The sequence below is a fragment of the Kineobactrum sediminis genome, from assembly GCF_002868715.1.
In the GTDB taxonomy this organism is placed as follows: Bacteria; Pseudomonadota; Gammaproteobacteria; order Pseudomonadales; family Halieaceae; genus Kineobactrum; species Kineobactrum sediminis.
The window spans coordinates 58,691-77,487 of sequence record NZ_PKLZ01000015.1; the positions used below are offsets into that span (position 1 = coordinate 58,691).

General features: G+C 56.6%; 17 protein-coding genes and 1 pseudogene. 11 read left to right on the forward strand and 7 right to left on the reverse strand.

Annotated features, from left to right (window positions below; all coding sequences use genetic code 11):
• The first annotated feature begins 91 nt into the window (after positions 1-91).
• From CWI75_RS16630 to CWI75_RS18460, 5 genes and pseudogenes are all read left to right on the forward strand, one after another.
• Positions 92-1,339 carry a hypothetical protein gene (locus CWI75_RS16630; RefSeq protein WP_101522652.1) on the forward strand — a complete coding sequence of 416 codons (1,248 nt, stop codon included), beginning with the start codon at positions 92-94 and terminating at the stop codon, positions 1,337-1,339.
• Between the two features lies 1 nt (position 1,340).
• Positions 1,341-2,186 carry an oxidoreductase gene (locus CWI75_RS16635; RefSeq protein WP_101522653.1) on the forward strand — a complete coding sequence of 282 codons (846 nt, stop codon included), beginning with the start codon at positions 1,341-1,343 and terminating at the stop codon, positions 2,184-2,186.
• Positions 2,187-2,219: 33 nt separating this feature from the next.
• Positions 2,220-2,441 (forward strand): DUF3604 domain-containing protein, encoded by a 222-nt coding sequence (locus CWI75_RS16640; protein ID WP_101522654.1) that lies wholly within the window; start codon positions 2,220-2,222, stop codon positions 2,439-2,441.
• Between the two features lie 29 nt (positions 2,442-2,470).
• Positions 2,471-2,788, forward strand: a pseudogene (locus CWI75_RS16645) (DUF3604 domain-containing protein); the annotation flags it as partial.
• Between the two features lie 34 nt (positions 2,789-2,822).
• Positions 2,823-3,677, forward strand: a complete 855-nt coding sequence (locus tag CWI75_RS18460; RefSeq protein WP_206604771.1) for a putative inorganic carbon transporter subunit DabA — start codon at positions 2,823-2,825, stop codon at positions 3,675-3,677.
• A gap of 263 nt (positions 3,678-3,940) precedes the next feature.
• On the opposite strand, the gene paaI is transcribed toward CWI75_RS18460, so the two are convergent.
• Positions 3,941-4,378 (reverse strand): hydroxyphenylacetyl-CoA thioesterase PaaI, encoded by a 438-nt coding sequence (gene paaI / locus CWI75_RS16655; protein ID WP_101522656.1) that lies wholly within the window; start codon positions 4,376-4,378, stop codon positions 3,941-3,943.
• A 219-nt stretch (positions 4,379-4,597) separates the two neighbouring features.
• On the opposite strand from paaI, the gene CWI75_RS16660 reads away from it, so the two are divergent.
• The gene (locus tag CWI75_RS16660) at positions 4,598-4,753 is read left to right on the forward strand and encodes an entericidin A/B family lipoprotein (protein ID WP_101522657.1); all 156 of its coding nucleotides are present in this window, start codon (positions 4,598-4,600) and stop codon (positions 4,751-4,753) included.
• Positions 4,754-4,844: 91 nt separating this feature from the next.
• Here the strand turns inward: CWI75_RS16660 and CWI75_RS16665 are convergent, their stop codons facing one another.
• Together CWI75_RS16665 and CWI75_RS16670 are read right to left on the reverse strand one after the other, a co-directional pair.
• Positions 4,845-6,152: a carboxylate--amine ligase gene (locus CWI75_RS16665; RefSeq protein ID WP_101522658.1), complete on the reverse strand. Its 1,308-nt coding sequence runs from the start codon at positions 6,150-6,152 to the stop codon at positions 4,845-4,847.
• A gap of 254 nt (positions 6,153-6,406) precedes the next feature.
• Positions 6,407-7,372, reverse strand: a complete 966-nt coding sequence (locus CWI75_RS16670; protein ID WP_101522659.1) for a zinc-binding metallopeptidase family protein — start codon at positions 7,370-7,372, stop codon at positions 6,407-6,409.
• Positions 7,373-7,495: 123 nt separating this feature from the next.
• On the opposite strand from CWI75_RS16670, the gene CWI75_RS16675 reads away from it, so the two are divergent.
• From CWI75_RS16675 to CWI75_RS16685, 3 genes are all read left to right on the forward strand, one after another.
• Positions 7,496-8,992, forward strand: coding sequence for a M17 family metallopeptidase (locus CWI75_RS16675; protein WP_101522660.1), 1,497 nt, complete (start codon positions 7,496-7,498; stop codon positions 8,990-8,992).
• A gap of 226 nt (positions 8,993-9,218) precedes the next feature.
• Positions 9,219-9,614 (forward strand): ectoine synthase, encoded by a 396-nt coding sequence (locus tag CWI75_RS16680; RefSeq protein ID WP_101522661.1) that lies wholly within the window; start codon positions 9,219-9,221, stop codon positions 9,612-9,614.
• 128 nt (positions 9,615-9,742) lie between these two features.
• Positions 9,743-9,895, forward strand: coding sequence for a hypothetical protein (locus CWI75_RS16685; RefSeq protein WP_206604772.1), 153 nt, complete (start codon positions 9,743-9,745; stop codon positions 9,893-9,895).
• A gap of 49 nt (positions 9,896-9,944) precedes the next feature.
• Here the strand turns inward: CWI75_RS16685 and CWI75_RS16690 are convergent, their stop codons facing one another.
• On the reverse strand, positions 9,945-10,166 hold the full coding sequence (locus CWI75_RS16690; protein ID WP_101522662.1) for a hypothetical protein: 222 nt from the start codon (positions 10,164-10,166) through the stop codon (positions 9,945-9,947).
• A gap of 310 nt (positions 10,167-10,476) precedes the next feature.
• On the opposite strand from CWI75_RS16690, the gene CWI75_RS16695 reads away from it, so the two are divergent.
• A complete protein-coding gene (locus CWI75_RS16695; protein WP_101522663.1) occupies positions 10,477-11,685 on the forward strand; it encodes a cation:proton antiporter in 1,209 nt (402 codons plus the stop codon).
• Between the two features lie 14 nt (positions 11,686-11,699).
• On the opposite strand, the gene CWI75_RS16700 is transcribed toward CWI75_RS16695, so the two are convergent.
• Both CWI75_RS16700 and CWI75_RS16705 read right to left on the reverse strand, forming a co-directional pair.
• Positions 11,700-14,642: an AsmA family protein gene (locus CWI75_RS16700; RefSeq protein ID WP_146003620.1), complete on the reverse strand. Its 2,943-nt coding sequence runs from the start codon at positions 14,640-14,642 to the stop codon at positions 11,700-11,702.
• Between the two features lie 174 nt (positions 14,643-14,816).
• Positions 14,817-15,497: a hypothetical protein gene (locus CWI75_RS16705; RefSeq protein ID WP_101522665.1), complete on the reverse strand. Its 681-nt coding sequence runs from the start codon at positions 15,495-15,497 to the stop codon at positions 14,817-14,819.
• A gap of 230 nt (positions 15,498-15,727) precedes the next feature.
• On the opposite strand from CWI75_RS16705, the gene CWI75_RS16710 reads away from it, so the two are divergent.
• On the forward strand, positions 15,728-17,539 hold the full coding sequence (locus CWI75_RS16710) for a hypothetical protein (RefSeq protein ID WP_101522666.1): 1,812 nt from the start codon (positions 15,728-15,730) through the stop codon (positions 17,537-17,539).
• A gap of 38 nt (positions 17,540-17,577) precedes the next feature.
• Here the strand turns inward: CWI75_RS16710 and CWI75_RS16715 are convergent, their stop codons facing one another.
• A complete protein-coding gene (locus tag CWI75_RS16715) occupies positions 17,578-18,771 on the reverse strand; it encodes a BaiN/RdsA family NAD(P)/FAD-dependent oxidoreductase (RefSeq protein WP_101522667.1) in 1,194 nt (397 codons plus the stop codon).
• Positions 18,772-18,797: the final 26 nt, after the last annotated feature.

The window sequence follows — 18,797 nt, forward strand, 5'->3', positions numbered from 1 at the left end:
ACGGCTTTGCCACCAACTATTTTACCTTGCCGCACAGGTACGGGCTGGATATTCTCTATGAAAATCTAACATACAATTACGGAGCCCAGCCATGCAGGGAGCCAATAATCCGATCCACACTGAGGAGCAGCGCGAGCACGAACTGCTGGCGCTGAGCTACTATCAACATCCGGAGATTGTCGCCGCCCGCGAGGAAGTACGCGCGTTCTGGCTGCAGCACGCGGCACCCAGTGCGACCATGCGCAGCTGTTTCGACTGGGCCTTTGAAGAGGTGATGTTCGGCGCCACAGTGTGGGCTCTCAATCAGGATCCACTCTATCCCAGGGTCATTACCATCAGCCGGCTGCCCCACCGGCTTGCTGGTGAGTCCATTCCCGGCAGCCGCTGGGGCATCGATAACCCGGACTCCATCTACCGGGTGATCCCGGTGAACCACGAGTACCGCTACCTGATCCGGGGCCGGGTCGCGCAGCAGCGCCTGGTCGAAAACTACTTCACCCTCTGGGGGCCGGAGATGCAGACCCTCGGCCTGCTGGACGGCAAGGATCTGGTTGTGGACAGCCAGGGGCACTTCGAAATCACCGTGGATGCCAGCGCCGCGGATGGCCGCCGCAACCATATCCAGGTTCCCCCCGGCAGTCATGAGTTTTATATTCGCGATGTCATTGCCAACTGGGGCTCGGATCGGGCCAACGAACTGGCCATTGAGTTACTGGAGCCAAAGCCGCCACGACCCCCGTTTGGCGAGGCGGAAAACCTGGGTCGAATCAAAACCTACATGCAGCATTGGGCGGAGTCCACCACGCGCTGGAACCGCCAGGCGATGGACGGGCCGGTCAACGCCTTCGAGTTCACCATCGATCGCGACAGCGACGGGGCACTGCGCAACCAGATCTACATCATGGGTTACTTCCACTTGCCGGATGCAGGCACCGCCATGGTGCTGGATATCAACCTCGGTGGTGCCGATTACTTCATCGCTCCGATCACCAATATCTGGGGCACGACCAATGAGATCACCGACCGTTCCGGCTGCCTGAACCGGCACCAGTCCCGCGCCAACCCGGACGGGACCTACACCTTTGTCCTCAGCCTGCGGGATCCCGGCGTGCACAACTGGCTGGATCCGTCCGATCTCGACGAAGGCATCCTGACCCTGCGCTGGGCAGAGTTTGCCGAGAACAGGCCTGGTGCAGACCTTGGCGTACGCCAGCGGCTGGTCGCGCTGGACCGCTTACAGCAGGAATTGCGTGGAGATCATCATTGGCTGCAACCCGGCGAGCGACAACAACAGCTTGCGGAACGCGCCCAGAGCTACGCCTGGCGGCTGGAGGAATAACATGCCTGCAATCAAAGATTCTGTCTGGCTGATTTCGGGCTGCTCCACTGGCTTCGGCCGGGAAATCGCCCTTGCCGCTCTTGAGGGCGGTGCCCGGGTCGCGGTGACCGCGCGCAATCCCGCCGCGGTCGTGGACATCTGTGAACGCTTTCCCGAGCAGGCCATTGCCCTGCCTCTGGATGTGGCCTCGGCCAAGGACATTGCAGCTTGCGTTGACGCTACTCTTGACCGATTTGGCCGCATTGACTCACTGGTCAACAATGCCGGCTACGGCTATGTGGCGGCCATTGAAGAAGGCGAAGAGGCTGCAATACGCGCGCTACTCGAGGTCAATTTTTTCGGCGCCCTGGCGCTGACCCGCGCGGTACTACCCATCATGCGCCGCCAGGGCAGTGGCCACATCATCAATAATTCCTCCCAGGCCGGCATCATGGCCAACCCTGGCACAGGCTATTACAGTGCCTCGAAGTACGCTCTCGAAGGGTTGATGGAAGCCCTGCAGAAGGAAGTGGCCCCCCTGGGCATCCGGGTTACCTCGGTACAACCCGGTGCCTTCCGTACTGATTGGTCCGGCCGCTCCATGCAACGCAGTTCTGTGGTCATTGACGATTATGCCCATGTCCATGAGCGGCTGGACATGATTGCCGCCATGGATGGTAAACAACCGGGGGATCCGGTGCGGGCGGCACAGATTTTCATCGACCTGTACAGCATGCCGGAGCCACCGGTACAGTTGGTGCTGGGTGCAGGCGCACTGGCGACCTACCGCGGCAAACTGACGGATATCATGGCTGGACTGGAGCGTCTGGAGCCACTCACCACGGCGGCCGATTTTCCGCCGACCTAGCCTGTGGTACTACCCATAACAAGAGGGGTTACGATGCAGGCGATCACACAGTGCATGGGATTGCTCGTTGCAGCAATTACCCTCGTTACCGCGGGTGCTACCTTGGCAGCGTCTGCGGGTGATTCAAGCTATTCCCCCTGGCAGGGCGAGGATTATCCGATCAAGGTGTACTGGGGCGACACTCATCTGCACACCTCCGTCTCCCTGGACGCCAACCTGTTCGGCGCCCGGAATCTGGGGCCGGAACACGCCTAACCTTATGAGCGTTACCGGGCGAGTCCCGCGAACAGGTATACGATGTCGCCTGGTCCGATGAGCGCGGTCACGATGCCGAGGGCAAGCTCGCGGCGGTCGGCAATACCGTCAACGCGGCAACCGCCAGCTACGCCAACAATATTGGCGATGCCGAATTAGCTGAGGTATGGATCGATCCTGACTTCGACCCCGCACAACCGGCCGTTTATTACCTGCGGGTACTGGAGATCCCGACACCGCGTTGGACCCTGTACGACAAGGTGCGGCTGGATGCCGACATACCGTCGGGCACCGCACTGGTCCACCAGGAGCGCGCCTATACCTCACCGATCTGGTACCGGCCATAAAGAGCTTATGTACCCGCAGGCCAAAAGTCTCATCTTGCAGGTTCTCCATCTCGATGGGACTTACTTTTATCCCCACTGTACTGATATTGTTCACGGCGCCATTGCCTCGGCGGTCGAGAGCGTTGCCCCCAACTGGCCCCTGGACCGAATGATCGCGGTGAACCCCTACTGGGGTCGTATCCAGCAACCCTTTACCGAAGTGGCTGCCGCTCTGGCTCAGGTGGCAGGATCGCCTATGACCCAGCCTCTGCAGGCCTACCGCCAAGCCTGGGAACAGGCGGATATTGGCGCAGATGACGTGCAGCAGGCGCTGAGGGAAAATCGGGCACAGCTGACCCTGGAGCAAGTGGTCGCCGAGCTGGACGAGCCGGAGGCTGCCCTGGTGCCACTGCCGCTGCTTAGTGAGCTGGGGCTGGGATATCTGGGGAAGCTGGTGCAGCGCAGCCTGCCGAGTGGCTCGCCATTTACCTCTGCGGATTCACTGGGGCTGGATGCGAATGCCCGCCGGGTGCGGCCGACCCTGGACAGCGCTGCCGCTGGCGGCGTGGATGGACAGGCGGATATTGCCGCACAGGTGCTGAGTGCGATGGGTCTTGGTCAGCAGTTTGGGCGCCTGGTGCTCCTGCTGGGTCATGGCAGTCAGAATCGCAACAATCCGCAGCGCGCCGGGCTCGACTGTGGCGCCTGTTGTGGCCAGACGGGAGAAGTAAATGCCCGGGCCCTGGCGGGGCTATTGAATGAGCCGGCGGTTCGCGAGAAGCTGCTGGCGAAAGGTATACGGATTCCGTCGGGTACCCACTTCCTGGCGGGACTGCATAACACCACAACCGATGAGGTGTTGTTATATGACCTGGACGAGTTGCCACCCAGCCATGCACCGGGTCATTGAGACGCCAAGGCAAGCCATAGATGCTGTTATAGCGAGGCATGCCATGGTGCGGCAACTGCTGGACAATCGCTGGCTGTACCTTGCCCGGGCTGGATGGTGAGCGCATGGAGCAGTACTGGGAGGGGAGCTGGCAGATTTGGCTGGATTAATATCGATGAACTCTCTGCAGTTTTGTTAGGAAAAAGGCGTACTGGTCGTGCACACCGCGTGCGCGGCCAGCGCCATACTCGCGCCGCACCATCAGCAGAAAGGTTATTCTTGTCCTACAGATTCTCACTCTCGACAAGGTGCCCGCCAATGCGGTGGGAATTACCCCGAAACAGGGCAATGGTCTGTTGCGCCTGATTGATCACCGTCACATCATACACACCGCTGCGCCGACCTTGCTGCACTTGGTTGCAGTTTGCAGTCAGTTCATCACCCAGCCGAGCCGGGGCGAGAAACTCAATACGCGCACCCGCAGCAACGGTATTGAAGTTCTCGCTGTTGCAGGCGTAGGCAAAACAACTGTCCGCGAGGGTGAAGATAAGACCGCCATGGCAGAGATCGTGACCATTCACCATGTCAGCACGTACCCGCATACTCATTGTTGCGCTGCCCGCTGCGATATCGACCAGCGTAATGTCCAGGCCCCGGCAGGCATGGTCACCCACCCACAGCGCCTCTCCGCAGGCCAGGGCCAGCTCCAGGGATGTGCTCATGATTTCCTCCAGCCGCCATTTATGATACTTAAATCATATCTTATATAACTCTTCATGTAATACTTCAGCGCTCTCGAAAGCGGATGCAGACCATGGACGCAACAACGACGCTTGTCCAGTTCATGCGACCCTCCAGCATTTTCTGCATGAATGCCTGGAAGTGACAACCCGCCCCGGCAGGTCTATGATGATTCCTGGCAAAAAACTGGAGAACAAGTTATGAGCAAACTACATTTTCTGAGTGTACGCGGCCTGTTTTCGCGGCTGTCAGTGCTCGCCCTTTTGGCATTGCCGCTCACCGCCTGCAATACCATCGAGGGCGCTGGTCGGGACATTGAGCGGGGCGGCGAGGAGATCCAGGACGCTGCGGACTAGGTATTCCGTTAGCGGCTCGCACAGAGCCGCCTCCCCGCACACTACGCCTGGCTGCTGGACAGCAGTCAGGCGCTCCCTTCGGACGCAGTCTCTAAACGTAGAAGTCCAGATCCTCTTGGGTTTTCAGCAGGTCCCGCATCTCGATGGGGTCATCACCAAAGAAAAAGACCAGGCCCCAGTGTGTACCAAAAGCTGATCGGTCAGGAACTGTCTCCTCTGCTGGCGCGACCAACTCGTGTGACTCGAAATAAGGATGTTCGATGCACTCTTTGGGCATTTCGAGTTTGCTGACGACACGACGTCTTGGGTACACACCGAAGCAACCCGCGTAGCCCTTGGCGTCGACCACTTCGCGCGGGAAGAAGTTATCGACTTCTTCTTTTGTGCTCTTCGGATCGAATACGAGCATGGAAGCCTGATAGGCATTGAATCCGTAGGCCCGTTCAATCAACTCGAAAGCCTTGAACCCGGGTGGACGATAGGCAACTTCTCCAAAGTACATTTCCCCATCAGCAGTAACGAAGTACTCTGGGTGAATCAGGCCAAACTGTATGTCGAAGGTTTTTATCAACAACTCAATCTGCTTGGTGATTGCGTTACGCCAGCTTTCCAGCTCCTCGGTTGCAGGCACGAACACCGAGTAACCCAGCGTCACATATTCAGAGATGTTGAGAAACTTGATTTTGCCATCGTGGATCCAGGCTTCAACAGCAAACTCCCAGCCATCCAGGTGGCTTTCCATCAGCAGGGGATATTCCTCCGCAGGAATGGAGTCGATCTCTTCTATTTTGCGGATCATTCGGTGACCGAGACAACCGGCCTTGTCGAAAGCCTTGACGTGAATCGGGTCGTCCGGGTCACCATCAAGTTTGAGCAGGGTCTGGTTGACGCGCTTCATGAAGCGGACGATGTCTTCTTTCTCGTGCGCTTCCTCGAAAATACCGACTCGAATACCGCCAAGCTGAGCACGGCGTTTCATCAGCGCCTTGTCGCGAAACAGAATAGACTGGCCGAACATACGAGGGTTATTCATGAGCACGGAGTTGATGGCACCAGACCATTCGACGGTTTCCTCGAAGAGTGGTATGGCGACGTCGACGCCTTCTGCTTTAAGTCTTTCGGCAATTTCGAGAGACCGGTCATTCAGGCGAACAAAATCCCATGGAATGAAAGGTATGTTGTTTGCGGTACAGAAATCCGCAGCCCAGTCAGGCGCCACCACAAGGTAGCGGCGGTCAAACTTTTGCGCCGCCTTGATCGCATTGATGCTCCAGCCCAGCAGGGCAATGTAGCCTTTGTTGGGATCCTTGGGGGTCTCGGTTCCTTTGACGGAATCCAGGTCGGTGTCGCGCCATGACAGTACTTCCTGGGATAATTTCTTTTCATTTGTAACGGACATTAAAATTTCTCCTGATTGATCTCCTCACGACAACTTGCAGCAGATAAAAACAACATAATCTGTGGGCAGAAGTGCTCAGAGGCGATTGAGCAAGATAATAGCGCGGCTGCTTCAAATTCAGCCAAATTACAACGCTAAAGATGGTTATTATATCACAAATACAAAGTAGTTATAAGTCAGCGCAAATTCACAGAGAGATGGCGTAAGAAATTCTTCGTGTGACCGCACCATTTGCACGAGGAATTTTTAGCCAGTTAAAAGCCGAAGGCCCCGCGGCGCAACCAGTCGTGCACGAAGGCAAGTTTGCGATGGGCTGTTTCTGAAAGGGCATAGAGATAAACGTCCGACAATCCCATGGAACGATTAATATGATTGACGCGGGTGGCAAGCGCAGTTGCAACGTTGATCAGCAAAGCACAATCGGGCTCTGAGTAAGGGTCCCAGTTTCCCGGGGGTAACTCTGGCGAAGTCAACCCGGTGGCGACAAAGCTGTCGGTAATATCTGTGAGGTGCAACAGGTGTGCAGCCGTTTCCGCCCAGTCTTCGTGAGGATGCGCTGAGGCGTAGCTGGTCAGGTAGAAAAGATCCCAGTCTTTGGGAGGACCTTGATCATAATGCCTCTGGAGCGCCGCAGTGTAATCCGATCGTTCATCTCCAAAAATCTCCCGAAATGCGGTCAGAAAGTCATTACGCAAGCTCAGCCGCCACCAAAGCATATGAGCAATTTCGTGGCGCATGTGTCCGATCATGGTTCGGTAGGGTTCATCCAGAGCCTCTCTGCGGGTAACGCGTACCACTGGGTCCGCCTCGGTCACACTGATTGTTACGACGCCATCGCCATGGCCCATGGCAGCTATCATGGTGCCATCGGCGAGCATGTGAAAAATGGGGCGCGTTCCCGGATCTTCAGGCCTGAACCAGTGCCAACGGCCAAGATTGTCCAGAACCCAGCGTTTTGCCGCTTCGGTATCTTCCCAGTTAGAGATAGCGTTGGGAATATCCGGATCCGGAGCCAGCGCAGTCATGGCGCAGGACCGGCAGAAAGCACCTTCCTCGGGCGCAATCCAGTTGCAACCAATAATTTTGCGATTTGCGCAGAATGGCGGCGTGGGCAGAAAAGCCCGGGCCTGGGGATCATAGGCTACCGGTGTGCCATCGGCGGTGGTCAGGTTGTGAAACCACAGGGTTCCAGAGCCAACCGGGTTGGAGAAAGTTAACATACACAAACGCCTCCAGCGTGATTGGTGGGTTATGCTCAGGGGCTTTTACTGCTATTTGATCTGTGCTTTTTAAAATCATAAAACCATCTATAATCCGAGTGAGTCGTTTTCGGAGTATGGTCAATGAAGCCTGAGTTTCCAGCATTACACCATTTAGCACTACGGAAAGACAGCTCAATACCAGCCGTGTGGGATTTCGGGCCTGACGTAGGCGTTGTGCTGCTGGTGCCGGAAAACGATAGAAAGGCTGTAGAAAATACGCCCTGGTCTGTTCTCCTGGGAAAAGTACTTTCGAAATATCTGGCATCGGAAAATCCGGTGTTTTTGTCCACCCCCCATGGCGGCCGAGCGGCGACTGTCTATGTGCCTGACCAGCTGCCGACTTTCAAAGCGCTTACCCTGGCGCGAAAGGCTATAGGGCCCCTGATGGCCGAACGTCCGGTTGCGGTCAATATCATCTCCCTTTTAGTCGATGATGAGTGTGGAAGTGCCATGGCTGAAGCTCTATTGGCCGCCTTGCATGCTGGTCTCTTTCATCTGCCGCGGATCTCAGACAAGCCATCCGAACCAAACGACCTAAGGGATATCAACTTCTTTGGCAATTTCGAAAAAGCTCGCTTCGGATATGCTGAAGCTACGGCAGAAGGCAACAATTTGGCCCGCTGGCTCACTCATTTGCCGGGTAACTATTTAACGCCCGGTATTTATCGGGACTTTGCGGAGTCGCTGGCATGCAAGGAGGAATGGCGAGCACAATTCTATGACCGCGATAAATTGGAGGAGTTGGGGGCTGGTGCTTTTCTTTCCGTTGTTGAGGCCAGCCCGATCAGGGACGCCGGGATATTGCACCTGGAATATCGCCCGCCGGGGGCCGAGGGGAAACCGCTAGCATTGGTCGGTAAAGGAATCTGTTTCGACACCGGCGGAAGCAACCTGAAAGTGAGCGGAAGTATGCTGGGGATGCATGGTGACATGCAAGGCAGTGCCGTCGCCCTGGGCACCTTTCTCGCCCTTACCCGCCTTGAGTTTGACCAGCCAGTGGACTGCTGGCTGGCCCTGGCGGAAAACCATATTGGATCCCGAGCGGTAAAGTGCAACGATGTCATTACTGCTTTGGATGGGACGACGATTGAGCTCATCAATACAGATGCGGAGGGGCGAATGGTGTTGTTGGACACATTGGCTCTCGTGTCCCGCGGAAAGCCTCGCGCGATTGTTGACTACGCGACGCTGACAGGAGCCGTCGGAGCGGCTCTGGGGCAGCGAATGGCCGGCGCCATAACCAATCGCCGAAAGTGGATTGAACCGATTATCCAGGCGGGTGAGCAGTGCGGTGAGCGGATCTGGCCGTTTCCGTATGAAGACGATTACGATGAGGACCTCGAGTCCAACGTGGCAGATACGCTGCAATGCAGAAAGACAGGGCAAGGAGACCATATCTACGCGGCCCGTTTGCTTGGCCGTTTTGTTGACGACGATATTGGTTGGGTGCATGTGGACATGGCTTCTTCTGGTACCCATCCGGGTGGACTGGCTCATATACCGACAGACCTGCAGGGATTTGGGGTCCGCTTTGGGGTGCATTGGCTTACGCAAATAGGTAATGACACGCATTTGTAACCTTATGTGGTAAAGCCACGGTTGCATTTATCGTGCTCGATGCCAGGGTGTTTTCCGAGATCACCTCTTAAGTCCGGAACCGCAGTTTGCGGATACAGCGTAAGGGCCTGTCTCAGAATGGCGGCGGTGTATATGGCATGAAACCATGTTACCCTTATTTTCGAGTTAATTTTTCTAACGAAATTGATAGCATTAATATTATTCGAAAAATACACGAGGTATGGAAATGAAAATTGTCAGAGTGCAGGATATTATTAATACTGAACGTGAAGTCCACGGTCCGGGCTGGACCAGCCGCCGGATGCTGTTGAAGAAAGACGGCATGGGATTTTCGTTCCACGAGACCATTATTCCCGCCGGTGCCGAGCTCAACCTCTGGTACAAGCATCATCTGGAAGCGGTCTACTGTGTAGCCGGTAACGGTACCATTACTGACAAGGCGACGGGCGAGACTCACGAAATCTCCGACGGTACACTCTACGCACTCGACAAGCATGATCAGCATACCCTTCGCGGTGGTACTGAAGACATGCGCCTGATTTGTGCCTTTAATCCCCCGGTTACCGGTCGTGAAGTCCATGATGAAGATGGCGCTTACCTGCCGGACGATAGCGAAGGCTGATTCACCTCCCGGGGCCATCTGTCCATGCTGGCATGTCCTGCCAGCAACTCCCGTACCGCCGGATTTTATGTGACAAGCCCTTTCCAGAGGACTATGGTAATCGTAGTTAACGAGTTGAAGAGCATCTTATGAACAAACTACCTTTAAATATGGGCGGCCTGTTTTCAACGCTGTCAGTACTCGCCCTGCTGATGTTATCCCTCACCGCCTGCAATACCATTCAGGGTGCTGGTGAGGACCTTGAGCGAGGAGCGGAGGAAATCCAGAAAGCTGCAAGCTAGGCATTCTGGAAGCAGCTTGCATGGAGGCCCACCTCTAGGGGGCACCCCTTCACTTGCCAAGCCGTTCCTCGCATGCCTCCTGGGTCTGGCTGATGATCATGGCGCCACTCTCATTGCGCCCGAACCACCCACCGTCACGCTCTGTGCATCCTTTACTTGCCTTGGACGATCCACCTTCGTCGGCAGAATCCGCTGGCAAGTCGCCTCCACAGCTTACGAGAATTGTCGCGAACAGTGCGAACACCAGATTGGCACGGGCTTTGAATGGCATAAAGTACTCCTTGGGCAGATGCAAGGCTTTGGGCGCGATGAAGTTCCAGCGCCGCCGCGCAGGCTTTAAGAAAAATATGGCTCGTGTTCCACAAACCATAACAACTTAAAGGCTACAGTAAGAACTTGGTCACGTCGAACCGCCACGTTCGGCTGCTGGTTACAGGCAAGTATGCGCCAGCGATCGCGTTTACCAGCATCCCATTCATCTTTGACAGGACCCTGTCCGCCATCTAGTTTTAAAGTGCACGCAGAACCTCAGGAAAATTTTTGCAGGCGCTCTCCTACGAACACTGCGATCGACTGGAATTATGGACACAGAGACACTTATTCCGCTTGTTGGAATAGTCATCGTTGCCGCGCTGCTGGTGAAAGCCGGCTTCGAACGCTTACGTCTTCCTCCCCTGATTGGCTACATTTTTATCGGTTTCTGCTTGCGGGCTGCGGATACACACTGGGGGCTTCTACCGGATGATGCGGAATCCGTATTCGGTTTTTTTGCGAAGCTTGGGGTGATTACACTGCTGTTTACGGTGGGGCTCAAAAGCCATCCCGGCAAGCTGGTTCGTCGTCTTAAAAGTGCCGGTCTGGTATGGCTTGGAAACGTGATCATGAGCGGTCTCATCGGTTTCTGGGCGGCGTCCTTTTTGGGCTTCGATTTCATTCCTTGCCTGATTGCGGGGGTAGCATTGACGGCTACCAGCGTGGGCATTCCCTCGGCTATCTGGGAACGAACAGGGGCCATCGAGACCGACGACGGCCAGTTCTTTGTGGAGGTCGCGGAGATGGATGACGTTTCAGGCATCCTCCTTCTCACGATCCTGTTCGGACTCCTGCCCGTTTTGCGTGACGGTGTCGGTGAAAGTGCCGGGCTGGCCTGGATGACTCTGCGTACGGTGGGATGGGTGTTGCTAAAGCTGACACTGTTTGGTGCCGCCTGTTTTCTGTTTGCGCGCTATGCGGAAACACCAGTCGTGCGATTTTTTTCCAGAAGCGAGACAAAGACCGATGCGGTGATCAGCTGTACCAGTCTCGCTATCCTGATTGCGGGGCTGGCGGATCTGCTGGGTTTTTCCGTAGCGATTGGCGCTTTCTTCGCCGGCCTTGCGTTCAGCCGAAACCGGGAAGTTGTCGAAAACCAGACCCCCTACAATACCTTGTGCGACCTGTTCGTACCGTTCTTTTTTATAGGGATCGGCCTGAGCGTGCCGCCTTCCACGCTGGACCAGGCCTTGATTCCCGGTTTGCTGCTGTTGGTGGCCGCGGTGACGGGCAAGCTTCTGGGCACACTTCCGGTCGCCGCGGTAATAAGGGGAATGGGAATGGGCGGGGCAATCACGCTGGGCGTCTCCCTGATTCCCCGCGCCGAGATTTCCATGATCATTATGGAGCGTGCCCACCGAATCGGCGACTGGGCGGTACCAGGTGAACTTTTCTCCGCCATGGTAGTGGTAGTGCTGAGCACCTGTCTAATTACACCCCCTCTTCTGGTTTGGCTGATCCGGCGATATGCGAAATAAGCAGCCATACGCTCTTACTTCGAAGACTCCTTTTTACTGGATGAAACCAATTGCTGGCAACCAGCCTGGCCACTGGCGGTGCCCGGTTCCACCAGGGGGAGCAGTGCCGCGGGTGGAAAAATCATCGCGCCCAGCAGTGCCAGTGCGCCCCGCGCTATCAATTCATCGCTGACCATGTCTACATTGTAATTGGCAAAATTGCCGTAGACCCTCACCGGGCTGCTGCTGGAGAGAACGCTGAAATCCTTGGGCCTTGCTTCCAGAACCAGTTCATAGGTTTCGTTGGCAAAGTCTATCTCGCCCTTGCCGACGATATTGCTGTCGGAGGTTGCCATGGTCAGAGCCTCGACGTTTGCCTGGCCCTTGCTGGCCTCAAGTTTGGCATACAGGCACAGGATCTCCAGCGGTTCGGGCTGCTCTTCCCCCAGACTGAGCAATACTTCCCCGAGGTCCAGTCCTGCCGCTTCCACCAGTAAGGCATTGATTTGACCATCGCTCATTAACAGTTGCAGGCTGCCGTCAATACTTGCCAGAGCCTGGTCCGGGGAGTTGCCTTCCATTGTCAGTTTTCCGTCCCCTCCAAAAATACCTTTGGTATCAGCAGCGATATTAAAGTGCTCGGTGAACTCCTTGAGGTTGACGCGGGAGATTTCGAGCCTCCCGTTGCTCCGGGCCGGATCGAAATTGGCATTGATTTCTCCGTTCAGTGTGAATTTGCCCTTGGCAAAGTGAAGGGCGAGGGGGTGCCCTTTGAGTATGCCGTCTTCCAGGTCCAGTTCCAGGACCACCTCCTCAAAAGGGACTTTTCTTGCCCGCATCTCCAGCGCCTTGAAGTCGACATGCGCGTCCACGGCCTTGAGTCGTTCGCGCATGAGCCCCGCGGTCGGGAGTATTTCCTCCCGGGCCTCTTGTCGACGTGCCAGTGCTTCCAGGGCGGGGGAAGTGGCTTCTCCACGTCCGGTAGCGGGGGCCGCGCCAATCACCGGCAGAAGATCGTCCAGGTCCAGCAGGCGAGAGTTCAGGTTCGCCCATACTTCCGGCCGCTCGCCGAGCGTGGCGCGCCACCGCACCGTGCCGGATAGGTCGCTATTGCCCACGGTGCCGTCGATTTCCCGCAGGACCCAGAATTTCTCTTCGTCGCGCTTGAGCCTGGCATCGATACTATAGGGAGGAAGATGGGGCAGTATGAAGGGTGTGATGTACCACAGCTGCGCTGGATCAGGCCCTTCGACATGTACTTTCAGGTCGACGCTATTCAGCAGCATGGGCTGGGTGATGGTGCCGTTGGCCTGAATTATGGTTTCGTCGAAAGTCGAATTCAAAGAGAGAGGGTAGGGCTTGTGTGGATCGTCCAGGTCCAGCAAGGGGCCTCCGTTTAGCTCAAGGTTAAACGGGTGGTTGCGCAGGATCCCGCTTGCGGTGAGCTGGATTCCGACACCGCTGCTCTCCATGGTTTGGCTGGCGAGCCGGATATCGATGTCGTTATTCATGTTGTCGTGCCAGTAGCGCAGGCGGCTTTTCTCCAGCAGGAGAGTCTCGTCCTTCATGCTGGCGCTAACTGTTCCTTCAAGATAGCCAAGTTGCGTAACCTCGACGGTCGGCAATACTCGCCCCATATCCATCTTCGTGAGTTCGATATCGATGCTGCCCTGGGGCAATGGCTGGGATCCATCCACGCTGCCAACGACGGTGAAGCTCCCTTCGCCCAGCTTGCCGGACAAGTTTCCAATTTCAAGTCGGCCGGATGCCAGGTGTGCGCGAAGATCGATATTATGAAGTTGCCTTCCCTTTAAAATCAGCTGCTGGGCCTGGAGGTCGAGATCAAAATCGAGTTGCTTGAGTTTTGCTGTTTGTGTCTTGACCAGACTTTTCCAGCGCATGCCGTTTTCCGTTTCGGTTTTCTCATCAGCAAACTCTTCCCTGTCGGATGGCATCAGTCCTGGTAAAGTCTTGTCCAGGTTAAGGGCCTCGATATTGAACGCTACGTTGAGATTGGGTCGCTCTTGTCCTTCGATCCAGGTCACTTCTCCCTTGAACTCGTTATTCGCGAAATTCCCGTCGAGGTTTTCCAGGCGCCATTTGGTATCCCGTCGTTGCATGACACCCTCAACCCGGTAGGCCGCGTCACGCGTTTCATAGCCGAAAAGTCGGGTTATCTCAGTACTATTCGGTCCTTGCAGGGAGAACTGGAATTCCAGGGATTGCAGGCTTGTCAGTGTGTCGCTTTGGCCATCCAGTGTCAGCTGGTGTTCGCCCCAATCCAGATTACCGCGCAGGGCATAAGCCCCGGGCTGTGTGCGGTTTTCGAGAAGCGCGGCGGTGACTTTTCGCGGCGGATCGCCGGTGAGATCGAATGCCAGTGACTTGCCCTTGAAAGACCCTTTGCCGTTGAAACGCAATTTCTGGCCCTGGGTGGTATCAACCTCCATGGCAATATCAGTCTCTTCCTCGGAAGCCACATAATTCAGCTTGCCATCACTGATTTCGATCTCTTCAAAACGGGTTTGAAAGAATGGCGGCTCATCTTTTTCGGAGATCAATGCCTGCCAGTTGCTGCCTTTATCTGGCGATCGTTGCAAATGAATGCGCGGCTTGTCGAGCGTAAGTCTCTCCACAACCAGTTTTTGGTTTAGCAGAGGCCGGAGATTGATTCGTGCGGAGATCGATTCGGCGCTGGCGATGTGCGCCTCTTCGGCCCAGGACGCGTTTGCAAGAGTGGGTCGCTTTATTGTCAGCGTGGGCGCCATGGCCCAGTCCACTTCGATGCCGCCTGACCAGTGTACCTCGCGGTTCCAGTTTTTTTCGACACGACTCTGTATCTGGTCGCTGATCCAAACTGTTTCCATAGCCAGGGCGATTACTGTCAGGATGGCAACCGCGTGCCCGAGAATAACCATGATCCCACCACCGATAATGGCGAGTATAGTTTTCAGGGGTTGCCACAAGAAACTCTGCAACGGGACTCTCCAAAGGATCAGTTGCCGGAGTCAGGCCAAAAGATCAGTGCCGGAGTAGGGTGCTCCGCTGCATACACTACCAACCAGCCGGCCCTGGGAGACCGGCTGTTACCTATTTCCAGTTTGCTGGTGGACCTCGTTATCAAGAGAGCCCGGGGTCACCGCTGCGAGGTATTACAGGAATCTCGGATCGAAATCCTGGGTTTCCTCCACGTCAGTAACCTTAAGATCAGTGACGATACTTCCATCCTTTTTGATGGACACTTTTGTTGCACGAATAGTGCGCGAATCGTCATCGAACAACGCATCCGGATTCATCTCCACCACATAGTGGGTCACCATACCGGTTTTTGGATGAACCAGAATGTCCTCCACTTCACGCATCTGGCCATCAGCGAATTTGATATCACTGCCGATAAGCCGACTTACCAGCCGGCCGCGGGCCTCGCCCTTGGTCAATTTCAGCTGATCGCGAGGCAGGTCGACGTCGGCGTCCCTGATAAGCAGGTTTACACCGCCGTAGTAGCCATCCTCTACCTCTACGGCTTTGTAGTTAACGAAGCCGTCTTCCCCGGTATAAAAGCTGTACGGATAGGGTACTTCGAAGAGTACGTACTGGATGCGCGTTCCTTTTTCATTAAGGATAAGCTCTTCGACCTGTCCTACAGGGTTGGCAATGTTCTTGACGTCTCCAGCGAGAATCTCTCCTGCCGGTATTGCCTCTTCGCGCATCGCTGCCCAGTTCTGGATATCTTTCTGCATTTTGGCTTTTTCGTCTTCGGTCTGCGCCAGAAGAGGGCCGGCGGACAAAGCCGATGCCAGTACGGTAGCAACCACAAAAGTATTCAATTTCATTTGATGACCTCCTATCATGCACGATTGGGTGAAACTCACTGTGTTTACTATAGAACTTAGTTCGGTCTTGCAAAAATGCAAACCCGTCCAATAAAGAAGGGTCACCGTAGGCTGTTGTTTTTGTTTCAACTCGTCGTGACGATCAGGTTAGCGCCGGCCAGCAAGCTGGTTTATTCTTGGCGGGTCAGGTAGCCGGGCCAATTTATGGGGCCTTAAACGGGAGCAGCGCCATGATCAATACATTGTCGTTACCCGCGTTGCTGGGCATGGCCGTTGTGATGACATTTTTTCACTTCTACCCCCTGCAGAAGATGACCACCCTGACATTGCCGCTGGTGGTGCTGGCGCTGGCCTGGATGATTTACCAGTACCTGGAGCCTTTGCGCCTGCTGCAGCGGCACGCCTACCTGACCGCGCTGACCACCCGGGAGAGCTGGATCCGGCGTTGGTTGTGGCAGGGGTTCTTCCTGCGCCTGAAACTGGTGGTCATAGCCTTGCTGACCGCCGTGATTGCCCTGGTGTATGGTGCCACAATCAGGCCCCAGGAGTGGCTTATTGTCCTGGCAAGCTTACCGCTGTTCCTGGTGCTGTTCATGCTGGCCTCGTGGCTGCTGCGCAGCCAGCTTGCGCCTCGTTATCATTTCCCGCTGGCGCTGCGTTGGGCCTTTCGCGGCACCCTGGTACTGCTGGTTGCCGTATTGGTCCTCTGGCAGGTTTATTGGCTGGAGGTACCCGTAACACATCACACTTCCCTGGCCGACGTGCTGCGTAGCGGCTTCGAGCGCGGCGCGGCGACAACCACTGTGCCACTGGTGAGCCAGGTACTGGGCATCAGCGCCGCACTGGACGCAGGTGCCTGGCACCTGATGCAGGTTACCACCACGGTAGCTGGCGCCAGCCGCTGGGTATACCTGGGAGCCTGGGCGGGCATCCTGCTCTGGAATGCGCTCAAGGTGGGCGCGCTCTGGATGCTGTTGCTCGGGGCGGTCACTTTGGCAGAGCGGCTGCGAGCGCGACCCAGGCAGGCGGCAGGTGATGGCGCCACCGCGCTGGCTTTTGTGCTGGTGGCGGCGATTGCCGGTGCAGGTTACCTCGGAGTAAGCCACATCGAACTTCGGCAGCCCAGTACTTTTGCCGATCCTTGCCGAGCCATTGCCGGGGTGGAGCACTCCAGGCTTGTCGCCGATGCCAATCAACGCCTGCACGCCGAGGAACAGTCCTTTAATAGCGCCCTGAACAGCCTGGCCAACACCCGGATCGATGCCGCCTATGCTCTTGCCGGCCAGGGTGTGGAGGATTTTCTTGACTGGAACTTCAGCCTGAGGGGGCAATACCAGCAGCTGGGCTGGGTGCTGGCTGCCGGTGTGACCAAGCTCTCCCTGGCAGACCGGGTCGGAATGCAGGTGGACCGTTATATTCACGACCGGACGGCTCCCGCGCTCAATGCGGTTGGGGCCGACATGGAAATTGAACTCCGGAATCAGGTAAACGCAGCTTATGAGGGACAGGAGGCCTTTGTCAGGGATTGGCTGGAGGGCTCGGATTGCCTTGACTTACCGCGTCTCGACACACCTCTGGCCGCGCTGGCTGAAAAGTCCTGGGTGGGCGGCGGTGTCGCAGCCGGTATCGTCGCCAGGCGGGTCGCCGCGGGGCTGGGTGCGAGGGCGGTTGGCCGTGTGGGAGTACGACGCCTGTTGACGGGGGTGGTGGCGCGTACGGGCGCCAGGGCGACGACGGCGGGGCAGGCTAGTGGGTCCGGGGCACTTTGCGGCCCCATGGCCTGGGCCTGTATCCCGGCGCTGGCCGGTACGGCCTGGCTGGTAACAGACCTGGCACTTAACGAGGTTGACGAGGCGCTTAACCGAGCCCGTATGCGTGCGGAACTACTGGCGGTGATTGAGGCCGAGAAAACCGCTATCAAGTCGGCACTGGCCAGGCATCATGGCCAGATCGCGGCGCGGGTATTCAACGACATCGAGCGTCGCCAGGGTGAGGTCTTCAACCTGTATAGGGACGGAGGGCATGTACAGAATGAAACCTGAGCGATATCACCGTACGCGATGTTCCTGGTCGTTCTTCGCTAGGCGTCGTTACCCGCCGCCGCAGCGGAGGCCCAGGCCCACTGGAAATTGTGGCCGCCCAGGTGGCCGGTGACATCCACCACCTCGCCAATGAAATACAGGTTTGGCTTTTCGAGAACCGCCATGGTTTTGGAAGAGAGCTGGCGGGTATTCACGCCGCCCAGGGTGACCTCCGCGGTTCGATAGCCCTCGGTACCGGCGGGTTTGATAGACCACTGGCCCAGCGTGTTCGCCGCCCGTTCGAGATCGCTGCGCTTGTATCCTTGCAAAGGGCCACGCCACCCCTGTAATTCGGTGAAAGCCTGGGCAAATCGTTTCGGCAAGTGCTGTGCCAGGTACTGGCCAATTGTCCATTGCGGCCGGGTTTTGCGCAGGCTGAGCAGGTCTTCGATAATCCGGCAGGCTGGCAACAGGTTAATGGCCAGGCTGTCTCCTGGTTCCCAGAAACTCGAAATTTGCAGCATGGCAGGGCCACTGAGGCCCCGGTGGGTGATCAACATGGGTTCGCGGAAGTGCTGCTCATGACAGCGTACATCCACCTGGCAACTGACACCAGACAGCGGTCCAAGCTGCTCTTTCAGTTCCGGTTGCAGGGTAAACGGTACCAGGCCGGCCCGGGTCGGCAACAGCTCAAGCCCGAACTGCCTTGCCACTTCGTATCCAAAGCCAGTGGCGCCCATGGTGGGAATCGATAGCCCGCCGGTGGCAATTACGAGGGATTCACAGGTCAGGCCACCTGAACCGGTGTGCAGGTGGTAGCCGGAGTTGGTCTCGCTGATCTGTTCGACACTGGTTTTCAGGCGAACTTCTGCGCCTGCCCATTCGCACTCGGTGAGCAGCATGTTGAGAATGTCTTTTGCGCTGTCCTTGCAGAACAGCTGTCCAGCCGCTTTCTCCTCGTGCTCAATACCATGGCGATCCACCAGTTCCAGAAAATCCTGTGGGGTATAGCGCTTCAGTGCTGAAATGCAGTAGGCAGGATTGTCCGAAAGAAAGTTGGCGGGTGTGCTGTTCAGGTTGGTGAAGTTGCAGCGCCCGCCACCGGACATCAGGATTTTCTTGCCCGGCTTGTTGGCGTGGTCCAGTACCAGGACGCGGCGGCCCCGATATCCTGCGGTCGCCGCGCACATCAGGCCCGCTGCGCCGGCGCCGATGATGATGACGTCGTATGGTGATGCTGAAGCCGCTGCCATGTTGCCTGCCAATCCTGGATAAGAAA